This window comes from Mycobacterium sp. ML4 (genome assembly GCF_054515735.1).
The window spans coordinates 148,171-167,665 of sequence record NZ_JBTNSY010000001.1 but is presented as its reverse complement, the minus strand read 5'-3'; the positions used below and the strand labels follow the sequence as shown (position 1 = coordinate 167,665).

General features: G+C 64.1%; 14 protein-coding genes and 1 tRNA gene. 10 read left to right on the top strand and 5 right to left on the bottom strand.

The features are described 5' to 3' along the window. Positions 1-32 precede the first annotated feature (32 nt). Positions 33-158, bottom strand: a complete 126-nt coding sequence (locus ACX9NE_RS00705; RefSeq protein WP_459360220.1) for a hypothetical protein — start codon at positions 156-158, stop codon at positions 33-35. 753 nt (positions 159-911) lie between these two features. Between ACX9NE_RS00705 and ACX9NE_RS00700 the strand changes: the two genes are divergently transcribed. The 3 genes from ACX9NE_RS00700 to ACX9NE_RS00690 all read left to right on the top strand — a co-directional run bounded on the left by ACX9NE_RS00700 (position 912) and on the right by ACX9NE_RS00690 (position 5,012). After that, positions 912-1,523, top strand: coding sequence for a hypothetical protein (locus tag ACX9NE_RS00700; protein ID WP_459360221.1), 612 nt, complete (start codon positions 912-914; stop codon positions 1,521-1,523). A gap of 152 nt (positions 1,524-1,675) precedes the next feature. Continuing rightward, a complete protein-coding gene (locus ACX9NE_RS00695) occupies positions 1,676-2,809 on the top strand; it encodes a restriction endonuclease (RefSeq protein ID WP_459360222.1) in 1,134 nt (377 codons plus the stop codon). Positions 2,810-2,855: 46 nt separating this feature from the next. Beyond that, the gene (locus ACX9NE_RS00690; protein WP_459360223.1) at positions 2,856-5,012 is read left to right on the top strand and encodes a type ISP restriction/modification enzyme; all 2,157 of its coding nucleotides are present in this window, start codon (positions 2,856-2,858) and stop codon (positions 5,010-5,012) included. Between the two features lie 99 nt (positions 5,013-5,111). Here the strand turns inward: ACX9NE_RS00690 and ACX9NE_RS00685 are convergent, their stop codons facing one another. The 3 genes from ACX9NE_RS00685 to ACX9NE_RS00675 all read right to left on the bottom strand — a co-directional run bounded on the left by ACX9NE_RS00685 (position 5,112) and on the right by ACX9NE_RS00675 (position 8,533). After that, entirely contained in the window at positions 5,112-6,821 is a 1,710-nt protein-coding gene (locus tag ACX9NE_RS00685) for an ATP-binding protein (RefSeq protein ID WP_459360224.1), read from the bottom strand. Beyond that, positions 6,818-7,969: an SIR2 family protein gene (locus ACX9NE_RS00680; RefSeq protein WP_459360225.1), complete on the bottom strand. Its 1,152-nt coding sequence runs from the start codon at positions 7,967-7,969 to the stop codon at positions 6,818-6,820. The genes ACX9NE_RS00685 and ACX9NE_RS00680 overlap by 4 nt, the downstream gene beginning before the upstream one ends. 481 nt (positions 7,970-8,450) lie before the next feature. Beyond that, positions 8,451-8,533: transfer RNA gene (locus tag ACX9NE_RS00675), tRNA-Leu, on the bottom strand. Positions 8,534-8,771: 238 nt separating this feature from the next. Between ACX9NE_RS00675 and ACX9NE_RS00670 the strand changes: the two genes are divergently transcribed. From ACX9NE_RS00670 to pknB, 7 genes are all read left to right on the top strand, one after another. Beyond that, entirely contained in the window at positions 8,772-10,430 is a 1,659-nt protein-coding gene (locus tag ACX9NE_RS00670) for a DUF3662 and FHA domain-containing protein (RefSeq protein ID WP_459360226.1), read from the top strand. A gap of 126 nt (positions 10,431-10,556) precedes the next feature. Beyond that, the gene (locus tag ACX9NE_RS00665) at positions 10,557-11,024 is read left to right on the top strand and encodes an FHA domain-containing protein FhaB/FipA (RefSeq protein ID WP_459360227.1); all 468 of its coding nucleotides are present in this window, start codon (positions 10,557-10,559) and stop codon (positions 11,022-11,024) included. 79 nt (positions 11,025-11,103) lie between these two features. Continuing rightward, on the top strand, positions 11,104-12,663 hold the full coding sequence (locus ACX9NE_RS00660) for a PP2C family protein-serine/threonine phosphatase (protein ID WP_459360228.1): 1,560 nt from the start codon (positions 11,104-11,106) through the stop codon (positions 12,661-12,663). Next, positions 12,660-14,072, top strand: a complete 1,413-nt coding sequence (locus tag ACX9NE_RS00655; protein ID WP_459360229.1) for an FtsW/RodA/SpoVE family cell cycle protein — start codon at positions 12,660-12,662, stop codon at positions 14,070-14,072. Before ACX9NE_RS00660 ends, ACX9NE_RS00655 begins: the two co-directional genes overlap by 4 nt. Then, a complete protein-coding gene (gene pbpA / locus ACX9NE_RS00650) occupies positions 14,069-15,547 on the top strand; it encodes a D,D-transpeptidase PbpA (protein WP_459360230.1) in 1,479 nt (492 codons plus the stop codon). The genes ACX9NE_RS00655 and pbpA overlap by 4 nt, the downstream gene beginning before the upstream one ends. A 151-nt stretch (positions 15,548-15,698) precedes the next feature. Then, positions 15,699-16,946 (top strand): serine/threonine-protein kinase, encoded by a 1,248-nt coding sequence (locus ACX9NE_RS00645; protein WP_459360231.1) that lies wholly within the window; start codon positions 15,699-15,701, stop codon positions 16,944-16,946. After that, on the top strand, positions 16,943-18,823 hold the full coding sequence (gene pknB, locus ACX9NE_RS00640) for a Stk1 family PASTA domain-containing Ser/Thr kinase (RefSeq protein WP_459360232.1): 1,881 nt from the start codon (positions 16,943-16,945) through the stop codon (positions 18,821-18,823). The genes ACX9NE_RS00645 and pknB overlap by 4 nt, the downstream gene beginning before the upstream one ends. Here pknB and ACX9NE_RS00635 read toward each other — a convergent pair. After that, a complete protein-coding gene (locus ACX9NE_RS00635; protein WP_459360233.1) occupies positions 18,801-19,487 on the bottom strand; it encodes an aminodeoxychorismate/anthranilate synthase component II in 687 nt (228 codons plus the stop codon). The genes pknB and ACX9NE_RS00635 overlap by 23 nt on opposite strands. Positions 19,488-19,495: the final 8 nt, after the last annotated feature.

Sequence of the window (19,495 nt, the reverse complement as noted above, 5' to 3'; positions counted from 1 at the left end):
GCGAGCTGCGGGCGGCCGCCGCTAGCCGGCCGCTAGCCGGCGATGACCTCTATCCCAGCCAAGCCCAGAACGACGCCGTCGCCAGCCTGGACGCCGTCGACGCCACCGCCAAGATCGTTGCGCGCAACGCGATCATCGAACTGATCGACCGTCAGCACGGAACCATCAACTGCCACCAGGCCGTCAGCACGGAACCATCAACTGCCACCAGGCCGTCATCGCCGATGCGCTATAAGGCGACACCCACGGAGAAATCGTTTCAGGTTAGTTGTGCAGGCGCTGCGGCAAACACGCACCTCGTTCGAGGGACGTGGTATCCGTGCGGTGTGCGAGTCGATTAGGGCGGTAGCGAAGTCGGCGTCGACGCGTAGAACCACTGCGCTGTTGCTTCCCCGACACGCTTGCATGCCGCGGCCGACAAGCGGCCGCCAGTATCTTCGGTTGGCTCCCCGCCCGCGCCCTGCGCAGTTTTCTGGGAAAGGCTGGGGCCAACCGGCCACGTCCAGCGTGGCGGGTCGCATCCCAGATCGCCTCTGCGGTGAATATATGGTTTTCTAACTAGCTAGTTTGCCTTTGCGGAACACCGCACCACGGCGACCAGATGCGGGGCGTTGACCGCGCCAGGGGGCCTGGTGGTCCTCCAACCTGTAGGACACGGCCGACCCGACCGCCCCCGATTCAGGTCCCACGGTCAACTCGACTTGGTCCTCAAACGCGCTGGGCCGAAGGTGCTTCCGATCGCAACGTGGTGCGCAGGTGAACTCAATGCTCGGCCGGACAGCAATAGAACGCGAGCCAGGATCTGCGAACCTCCTGAAGGGCCGACACGCTTCTAAGGATCAAAATTACCGCTGCGCTCGACAAGCGTCGGGAGCATCCGTGCCGTATTGATTACTCGTAATCTTGCAAACGTGGCAAAGGAACGCTGGCCGAAGTCGCGCATCATCCCGTCGATACTGATATCTGTGACCGCCGGGGGGTTTCTTGCCTGGCATCTGGTAGACCCGACTGCACGAGTCACTGGCTGGACGGTCGCGTTGCTCGTCATCTTGTTTCTGCCGTGGTTGGGCGCCGTATTCGAGAGCCTCGGGTTCGCTGGCGCGAGCGTCAAGTGGCGGCGCGAGGTAGAGGAAGAACAAGAGCGGCAGGCAGACCAGATCGAAACGATGCAATTCCTGCTCGCGAGGTTCTTGTCAGAGCCCGAACGACAGCTCTTACTACGGCTTGCAAGTGGTGACTCGGTAAAGATCGAGGATGGCATAGGCGGTTCGACTATCCAACATGTCGACAAGCTGAGGCGAATGGGCCTGATCGCAGTCAAGGCCGAACTTCTAGAATCGTTCAGACAGCTGGAAGCGAAAGGGCACACGTCGATGGACGTATCTGTCGTCAACGAGATATTTGTGCTCACTGACAGAGGCCGCCAATACCTCAGTCTCATTGCTAAATTGCCCGCCGAGAATGGGCAGATCTACCCAGATGGATCCAGATTACGAACTGGCGCGTCGACACCTCCGCTCTAAGCGCACAACGCGGCGTCAGGAAGCATGGCTAGGTCGCGGATTACCGTTGGCGGGTAAGCGTTTGGGACCTGCTCCCCCTGAGGTCCAAAGCAACGACAGACCCTTCTTTAGGACAGCACAGCACGACACGCGCGCACGGTGAACCATCAGTCGTGGCCGTCGCCGACGCCTACGCTCAAGATGCACACGTTGAGATGTTGGGGGGCACGATGGGTTCGATCCACGAGGTGATGGAGGCGTTTCGCAAGGCCCCGTCGAACTCGGAACGTGGGACGAAGTTCGAGAAGCTGATGGTCCGCTACTTCGACCTAGACCCGTTGCTGTCGCAGCAGTATGACGGGGTCTGGCGCTGGATCGACTGGCCGGGCCGGAAGGGTAAGCCCGAGACCGGGATTGATCTCGTTGCCCGAGAACGCGACAGCGGTGAGTTCACCGCGATCCAGTGCAAGTTCTACGAGCCGACGCACCAGCTCCGCAAGGAGGACATCGACTCGTTCTTCACCGCGTCGGGCAAGAACCCGTTCACGAACCGGATCATCATATCGACCACCGACCGGTGGGGCCGCAACGCCGAAGACGCCCTTGAGGATCAGACCGTTCCGGTGCAGCGGATCGGCCTAGCCGAGATCGCCGACTCACCTATCGACTGGGACATCGCGTGGGTCGACGGCGACTTGCAAATCGACGTCTCCGAAGCGACCCGTCACGAGCCGCGGCCACATCAGGCGACAGCGATCGAGAAGGTTTTCGCCGGCTTCGCCGCCGGCAACGACCGCGGCAAGCTGATCATGGCGTGCGGCACCGGCAAGACCTTCACGGCGCTCAAGATCGCCGAACGCACTGCGGCAGAGAACGGCGGCAGCGCACGGATTTTGTTCGCGGTGCCGTCGATCTCGCTGCTGAGCCAGACGCTGCGCGAGTGGACCGCCCAGTCCCAGCTGGACCTGCGGGCTTTCGCCGTCTGCTCGGACACCAAAGTGTCCCGCGCCGCGGAGGACATCAATACGTACGACGTAGCGATTCCGGTCACCACGAATGCGGCGAAGCTGGCGCACGAGATGGAGCACCGCAAACGCACCAAGGGCCTGACGGTGGTGTTCACCACCTACCAGTCGCTGCCGGTCGTCGCAGACGCTCAGAAGCTCGGCGTGGCCCCGTTCGATCTGGTGATCTGCGACGAGGCGCACCGCACCACCGGTGTGACGTTGGAGGGCACCGACGAGTCCAACTTCGTGAAGGTCCAACACTCCCGTCGAGATCGTCGACTTCATCCTCCACGCCGCTGACCACGCCTCCCGCGAGGCATTCGGCCGCGGTCTCACCGACGAGGCCGTGCATGTCCTCGACCCGTTCACCGGCACAGGCACGTTCATGACACGACTCATGCAGTCAGGCCTGGTGCGTCCAGGAGATTTGGCCCGCAAGTACGCCGGCGAACTGCACGCCAACGAGATCATGCTGCTCGCGTATTACATCGCCGCCGTCAACATCGAGACCACCTACCACGCGATCACCGCGCAGGAGTACAGCCCGTTCGAAGGGATCGTGCTCGCCGACACCTTTCAAATCACCGAGGACGGTGATTCGATGGACATGGAGATGTTCCCGCAGAACAACTCTCGGATTCTGAAGCAGCTCACCGCGCCGATCCATATCATCGTCGGGAATCCGCCGTATTCGGTAGGACAGACCTCGGCGAATGACCTCAACGCTAACCTCAAGTATCCGACGCTCGATAGGCGCATCGCGGCTACCTACGCTGAAAGGTCGACAGCTACCAGTCAGCGAACGCTATACGACTCGTACGTGCGCGCATTCAGATGGGCCACAGACCGTGTCGGCGACCATGGCGTTGTTGCTTTCGTATCGAACGGTGGATGGATCGACGGCAATACCGCAGACGGGATCCGCCTATCGTTGGCTGACGAGTACAGCCGAATCTACGTCTACAACCTGCGCGGTAACCAACGCACCGCCGGCGAGCTAGCCCGCAAGGAGGGTGGGAAGATGTTCGGATCCGGCAGCCGCAACACTGTCGCCATCCTTATCGGTGTGAAGGACGCCACCAGAACCGGGGCGTGCGAAATCTACTATCGAGACATCGGTGACTATCAAACCCGCGAGCGCAAGTTGGAGATCGTCGCAGCTGGGAGTCTCGAATCGGTTGATTGGCAACGGATAAGTCCGAACGAGCATGGTGACTGGATCAGCCAGCGCAGCGGTGCGTTCGCGTCCTGGCCAGCGATCGGTGACAAATCTGGCGGTCTGTCGGTCTTCAGAAACTATTCGCTCGGTCTCGCTACGGGACGCGACGCCTGGTGTTGCAACTTCTCCGCAGTCAAGGTCCAGGGCAACATCCGGCGCATGATCAATTTCTACAACGGGCAAGTCAATAGTTTCGAGCAGTACTGCGAGCGCAACCATCTCACCGATCGGAAGAAGGCGGTGGACTGGTTCGCCGACTCCGATCCAACGAAGATCAGCTGGAATCGCAACGCTAAACAAGACCTGGCACGCGGGAAGCGTTACCTCTTCGATTCTCAGTCGCTTGTCCTTGGCTCTTATCGGCCGTTCCAGTCCCAGTGGGTGTACTTCAACCGCCAATTAAATGCGATGCACTACCAGTTGCCGTTGATGTTTCCCACACCGCACCACGAGAACACCGGTGTCGTGCTGACTGGCCCGGCGTCGCACTTCGAGTTCACGCCGTTCATCACAGACCTATTGCCCAATCTGCACCTGCTTGATACCGGTCAATTTTTCCCCCGCTGGACATATGAGAAGGCGGCCCCCGAGGATGGCACACTCGGATTTACGACGGACACTAGCGATGTCGATGAGTTCGGGTACCGCCGCGTCGACAACATCACCGACGCCATCCTCGCCCTCTACCAGGACGCGGTCGGCGACCAAGTCGAAAAAGACGATATCTTCTTCTACGTCTACGGCCTGCTGCACGATCCTGCCTACCGGACCAAGTTCGCCGCGGACTTGAAGAAGGTGCTGCCGCGCATCCCCACCCCGGACTCCAGGGAACGGTTCGAGCAGCTCGCCGCCGCCGGCCGCGCCCTGAGTGATCTCCACGTCGGCTACGAGAGTGTGGAGCCGTATCCGGTGGATCTACAGCTCAAGCCCGGCGCGGATCCGGAGGATCGCGAGACTTGGCGAGTGACGAAGTTGAAGTGGGCGAAGAAGAGGGATCCCGAGACCGGTCGGAACGTCGACGACGTCACGAAGCTGGTCTACAACCCGAAGGTCACCATCAGCGGAATCCCCATGGCTGCAGATCGGTACATGCTTGGCTCACGGTCCGCACTCGCCTGGATCATCGACCGCTACCAGGTCAAGGTCGACAAGCCATCAGGCATCGTCAACGATCCGAACGACTGGTGCGACGAGCACCAGCACCCCCGGTACATCATCGACCTCATCGCGAAGATCACGACAGTCGCGGTCGAGACAATGAAGATCGTGGACGAGCTCTCGTAGACGAAAAGGCCTGCCACTGAAAGTTTCAAGCGCTTGGGGGCACGACCAGCCGCCATATCCCACCGCCTAACCGGTCGTTCTCGCCAGACTCGGCCGAACTCATTCGTTGGTACCCCAGTTTTCGTAACGCGGCCCTTCTGAGGCAGGCGGTGCCAGAGGTCTGCTCACGTGGACGCTGACGGGAACCGGAAAATCAACACCCATAAGAATTGCCTCACCGGGGACAAGCCCTGGCAATAGCCTCGTGGCTGAGTGATCAAGTTCAGCTGCTGCCTGCTCAACCCGCTGACGGTCGCGCCCGTCAGCGAGCCGATGCACAACGGTCATACCCACCTGACTAAGTACACCGGCAGGAAGATCTCCTGGTCGCTGAGTGGCGAGACAAACGGTGAGGCCGTACTTCCGCCCCTCCTTGGCAATCGAGTCGAAGGCGTTCAACCGTGTGTTGGCGAACTCGTCACCGACAGTTACATCGAAGAACTGATGGGCCTCGTCGATGGCCACCACGACCGGAATCGCACGAAACACGCCGCTTCTTGCCCATCCGATCAAGGCCTGGCCAAGGATATTCACCGCAATCTCGCGTAGGTGATTAGCGAACGTCAAGTTGCGCAACGAAATCCGAAGCAAGTGACCGTTCGGCGCGTCAATCCAGGTCTTGGTCTCTTCGAGGGCATCCAAGGTACCGGGTCGCGGATCGATGACCCCCATCACTTCTGGGGTTTGGATCAAGTCATTCATTCTGCTGACAAGAGTACTGACGTAACCAATTTGGGTGAAATCCATTGTCCCGAACTGGTCAGGGGCGTTCCGGTCTGTCGGCCAAACGCACTCCCACTGGATCTGCTTAGACAGGACTTTCAGGTCAAAGGGAGCGTGTGGATCTTCCATCACCTCAACGTATTTACGGCAGGCGCTCCCGAATCGGGCAATTCTCACGCCAGCCTTGCCGATCGTGCCGTCTGGGGCCACGAGACTGGCATGATCCGCCTCGGCCCCGTCGTCCTCTTGTATCGCTCTGGCGAGACGGAGGCTTCTCATCGCCTCCCGAAGTTTGGGCAGCTGCGTTCCGGTTGATGGGTTCAGAAACGCGTTACGGTCAGACTCGCGCATCATGTGATGCGGCAGCCCGACGAGTTTGGTTCCGTCCGGCTCGTTTGTGTCTGCTCCCAACGCGATATGGGTGGCTTGCATTCCTAGGGTATGGAATTCACCAGTAGCATCGATCAGGATCATCTTGCCCCGCAGGCGGCCTACACACTCAGCAAGATGGCCGAGTGTCCAACTCTTGCCCGATCCAGTGGCGCCCACAATCGCGAGGTGGCGTCCGAATAGACGCGCCAACGGCACAGCCACCTCGACGGACTCGTCAACCGAAAGCCGCCCCAAGACAAGCTTTGCTTGCGGGTCTGCCACGCTTGTGCCGAGAACGGCCATAATCGACTCTGAGCTCGCCGCATAAACAGGGTCGCTGACTTTCGGGTATTTGAGAATGCCCCGAGTAGCAGTTCCGTCAAGGCGCAGCGTCGACAGAAGCTGGATGCGCCCGTCAACTGCAAGACGTCGCTCGGTACGGGTAAGCGCCTCGAAATTATCGGTCGCCGATCCCACACGCATGAGCCGCCCGAATACCCCGGCTCCGCCGACATCAACGACGACGAATTCGCCCACCTCTCCTCGCCCGAGGTACTCGCCATAGTGGGACCGTGGCAATTTGGCGGCAGCGGAGAAGGTCACGTCTGCAAACGATCCTTCAACCTGAAAGATGGCGCCTATTTGCCGTTCGGGAGCGAACGGGTGCAGTTTCACTGCACTTCTCCAGGTCGGCGAGGCGCCATCCGCTCAGCGTGTGCGTCTCGTTCTTCCTGCGGAGGAACATCCGGGAGGTGGCGCACAAGATCGTCAAAGGTGCCGCTGAGGATGGACAGTCGCCGGTCGCCCCGAGTAATGAGGTCTTCAATCCAAGCGATCGACGGCGCGCGCCCAGAATCCCGTGCGCCAGGTGTGACAACGACGGCTCGAAGCCCGATGTTGCTCCTCACTGCAGCAGCGATCGGCGCGTTGAGGTGCTCGTCATTGAATCCGAAGCCCACCACGAGAAGACCGACATCCGGCTGACGCAATGCGATTTGGAACCGTGACATGAACTCCAAATACGGTTGCTGGTAGGACATCTGGTACTTGGCTGCGGACGGATAGATCAAAACTGGATTGTCAGGCCTCCCAACGGTCTTACTCACGGTCGATCCGTTGGCTGTCCAGTCGACAGATCCATGTAGCTTGAGTAGCTGAAATACGCTGGGCTCCAGGATCAGCTGCTCATTCGGCCGTCGCCGAACGTAATCCAGGTCGAAGGATCCGCCGTCGAACTCATGCCCTCCGTACCCGAATCCATCAATCACGTTGAACCGCGCGCGACGGGCCGCAGTCTCGAACGCTAGGTCGTAGTTCGTCGTGAAGATTTGAGAACGCTGTAACCGCGTCGAACGACGCGCGACCTTCCTGAGGAACAGCTCGTGGGCGCCGACGTCCGAGTTCTCATCAATAAAGTTGCACCGTTGCCAGACGATGTCCTCGGCTTCAGCGACAAAGGCCTCGAGATCGCTGTCAGACAGAGCGAGAGCGAGGCGCGCTTGGGCATCGGAAAGCACGTGCTCAAGATTCTTTGTTGCGAATACATCGGCACTCAGCTTGTTTTCGACATCCTTGAAGGCGGCGATGCCTGACACCGCCGCCCACAGATCTGACATTCGCGGGGGAGTATGCTCCTCGACCTCCGAGGTGATTCCCAGGGATGTTCCTGACCCTGCCAGTACAACCAACGTTTCGGCGTTGACAACCAACCCCAACTCGTCGTGAAGACTCGACTTCGCTGCAGCGCTGGCGGCCCTCGCATCGTCATCCGTACCGCTGTCTGCTTCCAGGCTCTGCCAGGAACCGTCGGTGAAACCGCTCAAGACTTCGGACGAAACCCCGGAGCTGTGTCCGTCAGACCCGTTCGTCACGACCAGTCCGCACCCTCAGAGCCACGGCGGAAGGGAACCACGTCAGCGACTCCGTGGCTTTGGAACAATCCCGTTCAAATCGGCACTGCTGCAAGAACGCCACAACCATGTGTGTCATCACTGCTCTTGTACCCCCACCCAGTGCAATTCACTCGGAGGCGCGTACGGGTGCACTGCCGACTGACTGATGTCTCATCGTTGTAGCAAATTAGCCAAATGTCTGGCGAAACAGGGCTCCCTGTACGTACCCCACCTTTGTCCGGTGGGGGTGCCCATCGCTGACAGCGTTGCTGGCATTTGGAGGACTTGCCCGACAAAGTACGCGGATCACGTCGTTCCGGTCCGAGCATCCGCCCGTCACCCCAAACCCAAAGGTCACGCCCTCTTTCGAGTTCGTGACCTAAGCGCCTGCGGCTCGTAGAACCGCTCACCGTGGGCGAAGGGGGACTTGAACCCCCACGTCCCGAAGGACACTGGCACCTGAAGCCAGCGCGTCTGCCATTCCGCCACTCGCCCGAAACAACCGGAGGACCATATCACTGTAGTGGCCGCGCGCCCCAACCGCGCGGTCGGGGGCCCAGCTCCGCGGCCCGCGCCTAGGTCTCTGAACAGTATCGATGTGATTTTGAGGACTCTCGCGGTGCCGCCGCGTCGCGCTATCCCGATACGATTGTGAGTCAACACGTCACACGGCCGAGTTCATTCGCCTTCGGCCCAAGATCTCCCGGCACAGTAGTGAGGCGAGCACACCAAAATGGGTAGCCAACGAGGGCTCGTTCAGCGCATCGAGCGCAAACTTGAATCGACGGTTGGTGATGCGTTTGCCCGTGTGTTCGGCGGATCGATCGTGCCGCAAGAGGTGGAAGCCCTGTTGCGTCGCGAGGCTGCCGATGGAGTGCGCTCGCTCCAGGGAAATCGCCTTTTGGCACCCAACGAATACATCATTACCCTCAGTGTGCACGACTTCGAGAAGTTGGGCGGCGACCCGGAGCTCACGTCGAACGCTTTTGCTCGGTACTTGGCGGACTATATCCAGGAACAGGGGTGGCAAACGTATGGTGATGTGGTCGTCCGGTTCGAGCAGGCCTCGAACCTGCATACCGGCCAGTTCCGCGCCCGCGGGACTGTCAACCCCGACGTCGAGCCCCGCCCGACGACTACCGATTCCGCCCAGCCACAATCAAATCATGCGTTTGGCGCAGAACCAGGAGTACGACCGATGACTGACAATCCAAGCTACCGCGGTCAGGGGCAGGGGCGGCCCGACGAGTACTACGACGACCGTTACCCGCGCCCGCAGGAGGGCGGGCAGCCGGGGTATCCGCCCGACGCTGGTGGTTACCCACCGCAGCAGGGCTATCCGCCGCCTCCGCAGGGCGGCTACGGCCAGGGCGGCTACCAGGATCAGGGCGGTTACGGTCAGGGTCAGGGCGGCTACGGTCAGCCTCCGGGTCAGCCTCCGGGTCAGCCTCAGGGCCAGCCGCCGGGCCAGCCCCAGGGTGGCTATGGCGACCAGCGCGGCTACGGCGACCAGGGCGGCTATGAGCAGCGTGGCTACGGCGACCGTGGCTATGGGGAGCCGGGACAGGGCGGCTACGCGCCGACCTACGAGGCGCCCCCACCCGCCGCGCCGCAGGGTCCCCCTGCCGGAGGTTACGGGAGTCAGGGCGGTTACGACCAGGGCTACCAGCAGGGTGGCTACGGCCAGCCGCAGGGCGGTCAGCCGGGCTACGGCGGCGGCTACGGCGATTATGGACGCGAGCCGGCTCGCCAGGACGAGGGGTACCCGGCGCCCAGCGCACCCCAGGCTCCGCCGGAGCCGCCACGGCCGTCCTACGAGCAGGGCGGTTATGGCCAGGACCAGGGCTACCAGCAGGGCGGCGGTGGCTACGGCCGCCAGGACTACGGCGCCGGGGATTACACCCAGTACGCCGAGGCTTCCGCGCCCGGCGGGTACGCCCCCCAAGGTGGTTACGGCGAACCGCAGGGCGGTTACGCCGAGCCGCAGGGTGGATACGGCGACTACGGGCAGCCGGCGCCGGATTACGGCCAGCAGGCCGCGCCGGATTACGGCCAGGCCGGGGGCGGTTACGGCGGCTATGGTCCGGGTGGCTACGGGTCGGCCGGGGCGCAGGTCACGCTGCAGCTCGACGACGGCAGCGGCCGGACTTACCAGCTGCGCGACGGCTCCAACATCGTCGGTCGCGGGCAGGACGCCCAGTTCCGGCTGCCCGACACCGGGGTGTCGCGGCGGCATCTGGAGATCCGCTGGGACGGTCAGGTCGCGTTGCTCTCGGATCTGAATTCCACCAACGGCACCACCGTCAACAACGCACCCGTTCAGGAGTGGCAGCTGGCTGACGGTGACGTGATCCGCCTGGGCCATTCAGAGATCATCGTCCGCATTCACTGAACCCACTGACCCGAAGCCGCCGCGCGTCTTCCCCACGCCGGCCACCGCCGAAGTATCGTGACTTTGCTGAGGTGCCCGGCATCAGGGGCGCGGGGTGGGCAGTGCCGGGACGGAAAGGACCGCCGGATGCAGGGGTTGGTACTGCAACTGACGCGTGCCGGGTTCTTGATGCTGTTGTGGCTGTTCATCTGGTCGGTGTTGCGGATCCTACGCACCGACATCTACGCGCCGACCGGCGCTGTCATGGTGCGTCGCGGCCTGACGCTGCGCGGCAACCTGCTGTCTCCCAGGCAGCGCCGCGACAAGGCGCGGTACCTGGTCGTGACCGAAGGCGCCCTGCAGGGTGCCCGGATCACGCTGAGCGGCCAGCCGGTGCTAATCGGACGTGCAGACGACTCAACCTTGGTATTGACTGACGATTACGCCTCGACGCGGCATGCCAGGCTGTCTCAGCGCGGCTCGGAATGGTATGTGGAAGATCTAGGATCGACCAACGGCACATACCTCGACAGGGCCAAGGTGACGACTGCGGTACGAGTTCCCATAGGTACGCCGGTTCGGATCGGCAAGACAGCAATAGAGTTGCGTCCGTGAACCCAGCCTACGACGACGAGGCCGGCCCGGCGGCCGGGATCGTGGGGGTACCTCCCGCTAGCGGGGGAGAGCGGCGCCCGTGACCTTAGTCCTGCGATATGCCGCCCGCAGCGATCGGGGACTGGTACGCGCCAACAACGAAGACTCGGTCTACGCCGGCGCCCGACTGTTGGCTCTGGCCGACGGCATGGGTGGCCACGCGGCGGGCGAGGTGGCCTCCCAGCTGGTGATCGCGGCGCTGGCCCACCTGGATGACGACGAGCCCGGCGGCGACCTGCTGGCCAAACTCGACTCCGCAGTGCGAGCCGGCAACGCGGCGATCGCTGCGCAGGTCGAGATGGAACCGGACCTCGAGGGCATGGGCACCACGCTGACCGCAATCCTGTTCGCCGGCAACCGGCTGGGCCTGGTCCACATCGGCGACTCGCGCGGTTACCTCTTCCGCGACGGTGAGCTCACCCAGATCACCAAGGACGACACCTTTGTCCAAACCCTCGTCGACGAGGGCCGCATCACCGCGGAGGAGGCCCACAGCCACCCGCAGCGCTCGTTGATCATGCGTGCGCTGACCGGACATGAAGTCGAACCGACCCTGACCATGCGGGAAGCCCGCGCCGGCGATCGCTACCTGTTGTGCTCGGACGGCCTTTCCGACCCGGTCAGCAACGAGACCATCGCCGAAGCTCTGCAGATCCCCGATGTAGCCGAAAGCGCGTACCGCCTGATCGAGCTAGCGCTGCGCGGAGGCGGCCCCGACAACGTCACCGTCGTCGTCGCCGATGTCGTTGACGACGAATTCGGCCAGACTCAGCCCATCCTGGCCGGGGCGGTGTCCGGCGACGGCGACGACGACCAGCTGACGCTGCCCAACACCGCCGCCGGCCGTGCCTCGGCGATCGGCCCGCGTAGGGGCGAAGCCACCAAACGCGTTGCGCCGCAGATCGAACCGCCGCCGAAGCGGCGCTGGTCGCGACGGCGGATCGCGCTGGTGGTCGGGTTGCTGACGCTGGTGCTGGTCGCCGGACTGCTGATCAGCCGGGCGGTGATCCGAAACAACTACTACGTCGCCGACTACAACGGAACCGTCGCCATCATGCGCGGCGTTCAGGGGTCGTTACTGGGGCTGTCCCTGCACGACGTCTACTCGCTGGGCTGCCTCAGCCCCAACGACGAGATCTCCGACATCAGCCCCAGCCAACCCCCTGACCGCAGCAACTGCCGGCTGCTGAAGGTCGGGCTGTTGAACGGTGCCGCCAGGGCCTCGGTGCAGGCCGGTCAGTTGCCCTCCGACACCCTCGAGGGCGCCCGCAAACAGCTCCACGAGTTGGCCAAGGGGCTGCTGCCGAAGTGCCATCAGGGTGTCTCCTCCGCACCCGAACCGTCGGCACCCTCGACCAATAGCAGCGGAACACCCGAGTCGAGTTATGTGCCGTCCTCTGCGGCCTCGGCCACGCAGTCGGCGACTCCGTCCTCGAGTGCACCCTCCGCATCGAGCCCGGCCCCCAGCACCACGCCTGCCACCCGCCCCAGCACCACCCCGGCAACGCCTGCTACGCCGTCATCGATCACGCCCGCCACCACCGCGCCGACAGCGAGCGAGACACCGCAACAGCAGGCCGAGTGCCGACCCGCGGCATGACCACAACGGAACTGCCGGCACCGGTAGCGGTGACACCCCCGCTGCCCACTCGGCGCAATGCCGAGTTGCTGCTGCTGTGTTTCGCCGCCGTCATCACCATTGCAGCGCTGTTCATCGTGGAAGCCAACCAAGAGCGCGGGCTGCACTGGGATCTGACCACCTACGGACTGGGTTTTTTGACCCTGTTCGGCATCGCGCACCTGGCCATCCGGCGCTTCGCGCCCTACACCGATCCGCTGCTGCTTCCGGTGGTGGCCCTGCTCAACGGGCTGGGGCTGGTGATGATCCACCGCCTCGACCTGGTGGACAAGCAGGTCGGCCGGCACGGACACCCCAGCGCCTACCAACAGATGCTGTGGACGCTGGTCGGCGTCACCGCGTTCGCGTTGGTGGTGACGTTTCTCAAGGATCATCGCCAGCTCGCGCGCTACGGCTACATCTGCGGTCTGGCGGGACTGGTCTTCTTGGTGATTCCGGCCCTGCTGCCATCGTCGTTGTCCGAGCAGAACGGCGCCAAGATCTGGATTCGGTTGCCGGGGTTCTCAATTCAGCCCGCCGAATTCTCCAAGATCCTGCTGCTCATCTTCTTCTCGGCGGTGCTGGTGGCCAAGCGCAACCTGTTCATCAGTGCGGGCAAGCATTTGATGGGCCTGACGTTGCCGCGTCCGCGCGACCTCGCCCCACTGCTGGCCGCCTGGGTGATCTCGGTGGGCGTGATGGTGTTCGAGAAAGATCTTGGCACTTCGCTGTTGCTGTACGCGTCGTTTCTGGTGGTGGTGTACCTGGCCACGCAGCGGTTCAGCTGGGTGATGCTGGGCCTGGTGCTGTTCGCCGCGGGAAGCCTGGTGGCATACCACCTCTTCGCGCACGTCCGGGTGCGCGTGCAGACCTGGCTGGACCCGTTCGCCGACCCTGACGGCACCGGCTATCAGATGGTGCAAGCGTTGTTCAGCTTCGCCACCGGCGGCATTTTCGGCACCGGGCTGGGCAACGGCCAGCCCGACACCGTTCCGGCGGCCTCCACCGATTTCATCATCGCCGCTTTCGGTGAGGAGCTCGGTCTGGTCGGCCTGGCCAGCATTTTGATGATGTACACGATCATCATCATCCGCGGCATGCGCACCGCGATCGCGACCCGCGACAGCTTCGGCAAGCTGCTGGCCGCCGGGTTGGCCTCGACGCTGGCGATCCAGCTCTTCATCGTCGTGGGCGGCGTCACCAAACTCATTCCGCTGACCGGGCTGACCACCCCGTGGATGTCCTACGGCGGTTCATCGCTGCTGGCCAACTACGTGCTGCTGGGCATCCTGGCCCGCATCTCCGACGGCGCCCGCCGTCCGCTTCGCACCCGCCCGAAGAAGAAGGCGCCGATCGCAGCTGCCAGCACCGAGGTGATCGAGCGCACATGAATACCTCGCTGCGCCGAATCTCCATGACCGTGATGGCGTTGATCGTGCTGCTGCTGCTGAATGCCACGCTGACCCAGGTCTTCACCGCCGACGGGTTACGCGCCGACCCCCGCAACCAGCGGGTGCTGCTCGATGAGTACTCGCGCCAGCGCGGCCAAATCATCGCCGGGGGCCAACTGCTCGCCTACTCCGTGGCGACCGACAGCCGCTACCGTTTCCTTCGGGTCTATCCCAACCCAATGGCGTACGCGCCGGTCACCGGCTTCTACTCACTGCGCTATTCGAGCGCCGGACTGGAGCGCGCCGAGGATTCGTTGCTGAACGGGTCTGACGAGCGGCTATTCGGCCGGCGCCTGGCCGACTTTTTCACCGGACGCGATCCCCGCGGGGGCAACGTCGGCACGACGATCAGCCCGCGCGTCCAGCAGGCCGGCTGGGACGCGATGCAGACGGGCTGCGCAGGTTCACCCTGCCGGGGCGCCGTCGTCGCCCTCGAACCGTCCACCGGCAAGATCCTGGCGCTGGTGTCGTCGCCGTCCTATGACCCCAACCTGTTGGCGTCGCACAACTCGGACGTGCAGGCTCAGGCCTGGCAGAGCCTGCGGGACAATCCGGACAACCCCCTGATCAACCGGGCGATCTCCGAGACGTATCCGCCCGGATCGACGTTCAAGGTGATCACCACCGCCGCGGCCCTACAGGCGGGGAGCACCGAGACCCAGCAGCTGACCGCGGCAGCCAGAATCCCGCTGCCCAACAGCACGGCGACACTGGAAAACTACGGCGGCACCGCCTGTGGTCCCGGCGACACGGTGTCGCTGAGTGAGGCGTTCGCCAAATCGTGCAACACCGCGTTCGTCCAGCTGGGCCTACTCACCGGGACCGATGCGCTGCGCAGCATGGCGCACGCCTTCGGGCTGGACACACCGCCGGAACCGATTCCGCTGCAGGTCGCCGAATCGACTGTCGGGGCCATCCCGGACGGCGCCGCGCTGGGTATGACCGCCATCGGCCAGAAGGACGTGGCGCTGACGCCGCTTCAGAACGCGGAGGTAGCCGCGACTATCGCCAATGGGGGCGTCATGATGCAGCCGTACCTGGTAGAAAGCCTCAAGGGGCCGGATCTGGCCAATATCAGCACCACTGCCCCGTACCAGCAGCGCCGCGCGGTGTCGCCGCAGGTCGCCGCTAAGCTAACAGAGCTGATGGTCGGCGCCGAGAAAGTCGCACAGCAGAAAGGGGCCATCCCCGGCGTGCAGATCGCATCCAAGACGGGTACCGCCGAGCATGGCACCGACCCGCGGCACACTCCACCGCACGCGTGGTACATCGCCTTTGCTCCCGCGCAGGCTCCGAAGATTGCCGTGGCGGTGCTGGTGGAGAACGGTGGCGATCGCCTGTCCGCGACCGGGGGCGCGCTCGCCGCGCCGATCGGGCGGGCAGTGATCGAGGCTGCTTTGCAAGGGGGACCATGAGTCGCCACCGACGAGTGACCGTGGCGATGGCAAGCGCGGCGCAGCCGGGCGCTGGGGGTACCTCCCGCGCGCGGGGGACCGGTCGCCACCAGATAGGCACAGCGATATCAGCGCGGAACGCGCGAAGACCGGAGCGAGCGGGAGGCACAGTATGAGTCCCCGCGTTGGGGTCACGCTGTCAGGCCGGTATCGCCTGCAGCGGCTCATCGCCACCGGTGGCATGGGCCAGGTGTGGGAGGCGGTGGACAGCCGCCTGGGCCGGCGCGTCGCAGTCAAGGTGCTCAAGCAGGAGTTCTCCCAGGACCCGGAGTTCATCGAGCGGTTCCGGGCCGAGGCACGCACCACCGCGATGCTCAACCATCCCGGCATCGCCCAGGTGCACGACTACGGCGAGAGCGCGATGGACGGCGAGGGCCGCACCGCTTACCTGGTGATGGAGCTGGTCAACGGCGAGCCGCTGAACTCGGTGCTCAAGCGCACCGGACGCCTGTCGCTGCGCCATGCACTGGACATGCTCGAACAGACCGGCCGTGCGCTGCAGGTCGCGCACGCGGCCGGCCTGGTACACCGCGACGTCAAACCGGGCAATATCCTGATCACTCCCACCGGACAGGTGAAGATCACCGACTTCGGCATCGCCAAGGCGGTCGACGCCGCCCCGGTGACCCAGACCGGCATGGTGATGGGCACCGCTCAGTACATCGCACCCGAGCAGGCACTCGGCCATGACGCCACCCCCGCCAGTGACGTCTACGCACTGGGAGTTGTTGGCTACGAAGTGGTTTCGGGCAAGCGGCCGTTCACCGGTGACGGTGCTCTGACGGTGGCGATGAAACACATCAAGGAGCCGCCGCCGCCGCTGCCCGCCGACCTGCCGCCCAACGTCCGGGAACTCATCGAGATCACCCTGGTGAAGAATCCCAGTCAGCGCTACCGCAGCGGCGGGCCGTTCGCCGACGCCGTGGCCGCGGTGCGCGCAGGGCGGCGTCCACCGCGACCGAGCCAGTCACCGCCGCCGGGGCGGGCGGCGCCGGCGGCTATCCCGTCGGCCACCCCGGCGCGGATCGCGTCCGCTCCCGCGACCCGGACGACCGCGCCGCGCCGTGCCAGCGGACATCGGCCACCGCCGGCACGGCGTACCTTCTCCTCCGGACAGCGGGCGCTGCTGTGGGCCGCCGGCGTGCTTGGAGCGCTGGCGATCATCATCGCGGTGCTCATCGTGATCAATTCCAAGGCGGATACCACTCCGTCCCCGCCGCCCACTGTCACCAACACCGGCAGCGCACAGATCGACCGGATCGGCTCCGCACCCAGCCCCGACCTCGACTCGGCCGGCGGACCCCAGAGGGGTGGTCCGGTTCTGCACGCCTCGCCGGCCCGATTCGAGACACCGCGATGACCACCCCACGGCACCTGTCCGACCGTTACGAACTCGGCGACATCCTCGGGTTCGGCGGTATGTCCGAGGTTCACCTGGCCCGCGACCTCCGGTTACACCGCGACGTCGCGGTCAAGGTGCTACGCGCCGATTTGGCCCGGGATCCCAGCTTCTATCTGCGTTTCCGGCGTGAGGCGCAGAACGCCGCCGCGTTGAACCACCCCGCGATCGTCGCGGTCTACGACACCGGCGAAGCCGAGACACCCGCCGGACCGCTGCCCTACATCGTCATGGAGTACGTCGACGGCGTCACGTTGCGCGACATCGTGCACACCGAAGGACCGATGACGCCCAAACGCGCCATCGAGGTCATCGCCGACGCGTGCCAGGCGCTGAACTTCAGCCACCAGAACGGCATCGTCCACCGCGATGTGAAGCCAGCCAACATCATGATCAGCTCCACCAACGCGGTGAAGGTGATGGACTTCGGCATCGCGCGCGCGATCGCCGACGGCGGCAACAGCGTCACCCAGACCGCGGCGGTGATCGGCACTGCGCAGTACCTGTCACCCGAGCAGGCGCGTGGCGACTCCGTCGACGCCCGCTCCGACGTCTACTCGCTGGGCTGCGTCCTTTACGAAATGCTCACCGGAGAGCCACCTTTCACCGGCGACTCGCCGGTCTCGGTGGCATACCAACACGTGCGGGAGGATCCGATTCCCCCGTCGGAGCGCCACGAGGGCATCTCGGCCGACCTCGATGCCGTCGTGCTCAAAGCGCTGGCCAAGAACCCGGAGAACCGGTACCAGACCGCGGCCGAGATGCGCGCCGACCTGGTCCGCGTGCACAACGGTGAGCCGCCCGAAGCGCCCAAGGTGCTGACCGGTGCCGAACGTAAAGCGTTCATGTCGTCCTCGGGCGCGGGGCACGGCGGTCCCCGCACCGATCCGCTGCCCCGGCAGAACTTCGACGATTCCGACCGTGACCGCAGTGCCGCTTCGGTGGGTCGTTGGGTGGCCGTGGTCGCGGTGCTGGCGGTGTTAACCATCGTCGTGACCATCGCGATCAACACGTTCGGCGGTAGTACTCGCAGCGTTCAAGTTCCCGACGTTCGGGGACAGACGTCCGCCGACGCGATCGTCGCCCTGCAGAACAAAGGCTTCAAGACCCGGACCCAGCAGCGGCCCGATTCGCAGATCCTGCCGGATCACGTCATCGGTACCGACCCGGCCGCCAACGCCTCCGTCGGCGCCGGTGACGAGATCACGATCAACGTCTCCACCGGTCCCGAGCAGCGGGAAGTACCCGACGTGTCGTCGCTGACCTACTCCGAAGCCGTCAAGAAGCTCACCGCAGCCGGTTTCGCTAAATTCAAGCAGTCCAATTCACCGTCGACCCCGGAATTGCAGGGCAAGGTGATCGGGACCAATCCGCCGGCCAATCAGACTTCGGCGATCACCAACGTGATCACGATCATCGTGGGCTCCGGTCCCGAGACCAAGCAGGTTCCTGACGTCGCGGGACAAACGGTGGACGTCGCGCAGACCAACCTGACCGTGTACGGCTTCACCAAGTTCAGTCAGTCACAGGTGGACAGCACCCGCCCTGCCGGCGAGGTGATCGGAACAAATCCGCCCAAGGGCCAGACTGTTCCGGTCGACTCGGTCATCGAATTGCAGGTGTCCAAGGGCAATCAGTTCGTCATGCCGGATCTGACCGGCATGTTCTGGACCGATGCCGAACCGCGGTTGCGGGCGCTGGGTTGGACCGGGGTGCTGGACAAGGGCGCCGACGTCGATGCCGGCGGGTCCCAGCACAACAAGGTGGTCTATCAGAGTCCGTCCGCCGGCAGCGGTGTGAACCGGGACGGTGTGATCACGCTGAAGTTCGGTCAGTAGCGCCCGAGTCGGTCGGGAAATGCGGCCGGATCGCAGCGAGGACCTCGTTCTCCAGGCGGCGCACCAAGGTGTCGTCGCGCGCCCATCCGCAGTAACTGAGCCAGTTGGCCAGCATCCGGTGTCCGCCTTCGGTCAAGATCGACTCGGGGTGGAATTGGACGCCGTGGATCGGTAGCTCGGTATGCCGGACGGCCATGATCACCCCGCTCTGGGTGTGGGCGATGGCCTCCAGCTCGGCCGGCAGCGACTCGGGCAGAATGGTCAGCGAGTGGTACCGGGTGGCCGTGAATGGATCCGGAAGTCCTTGCAAAACACCGACGTTCGAGTGGAATACGCTGCTGGTCTTGCCGTGCAGCAACTCGGGTGCGCGGTCGACGGTGGCGCCGAACGCCACGCCGATGGCCTGGTGTCCCAGGCACACGCCGAGCAACGGTGTGCGCGCGGCGGCGCAGGCACGCACCAGACTGATCGAGGCGCCCGCACGTTCCGGGGTCCCCGGTCCGGGGCTCAGCAGTACGCCGTCGAAAGCGCGGGCCACAGCGGCGGCGTCGGCGAGTCTCTCGTCGTCGTTGCGCCACACCTCAGCCTCCACGCCCAGCTGGCCCAGGTATTGCACCAGGTTGAACACGAAGCTGTCGTAGTTGTCGACGACCAGGATCCGCATCGTGACAG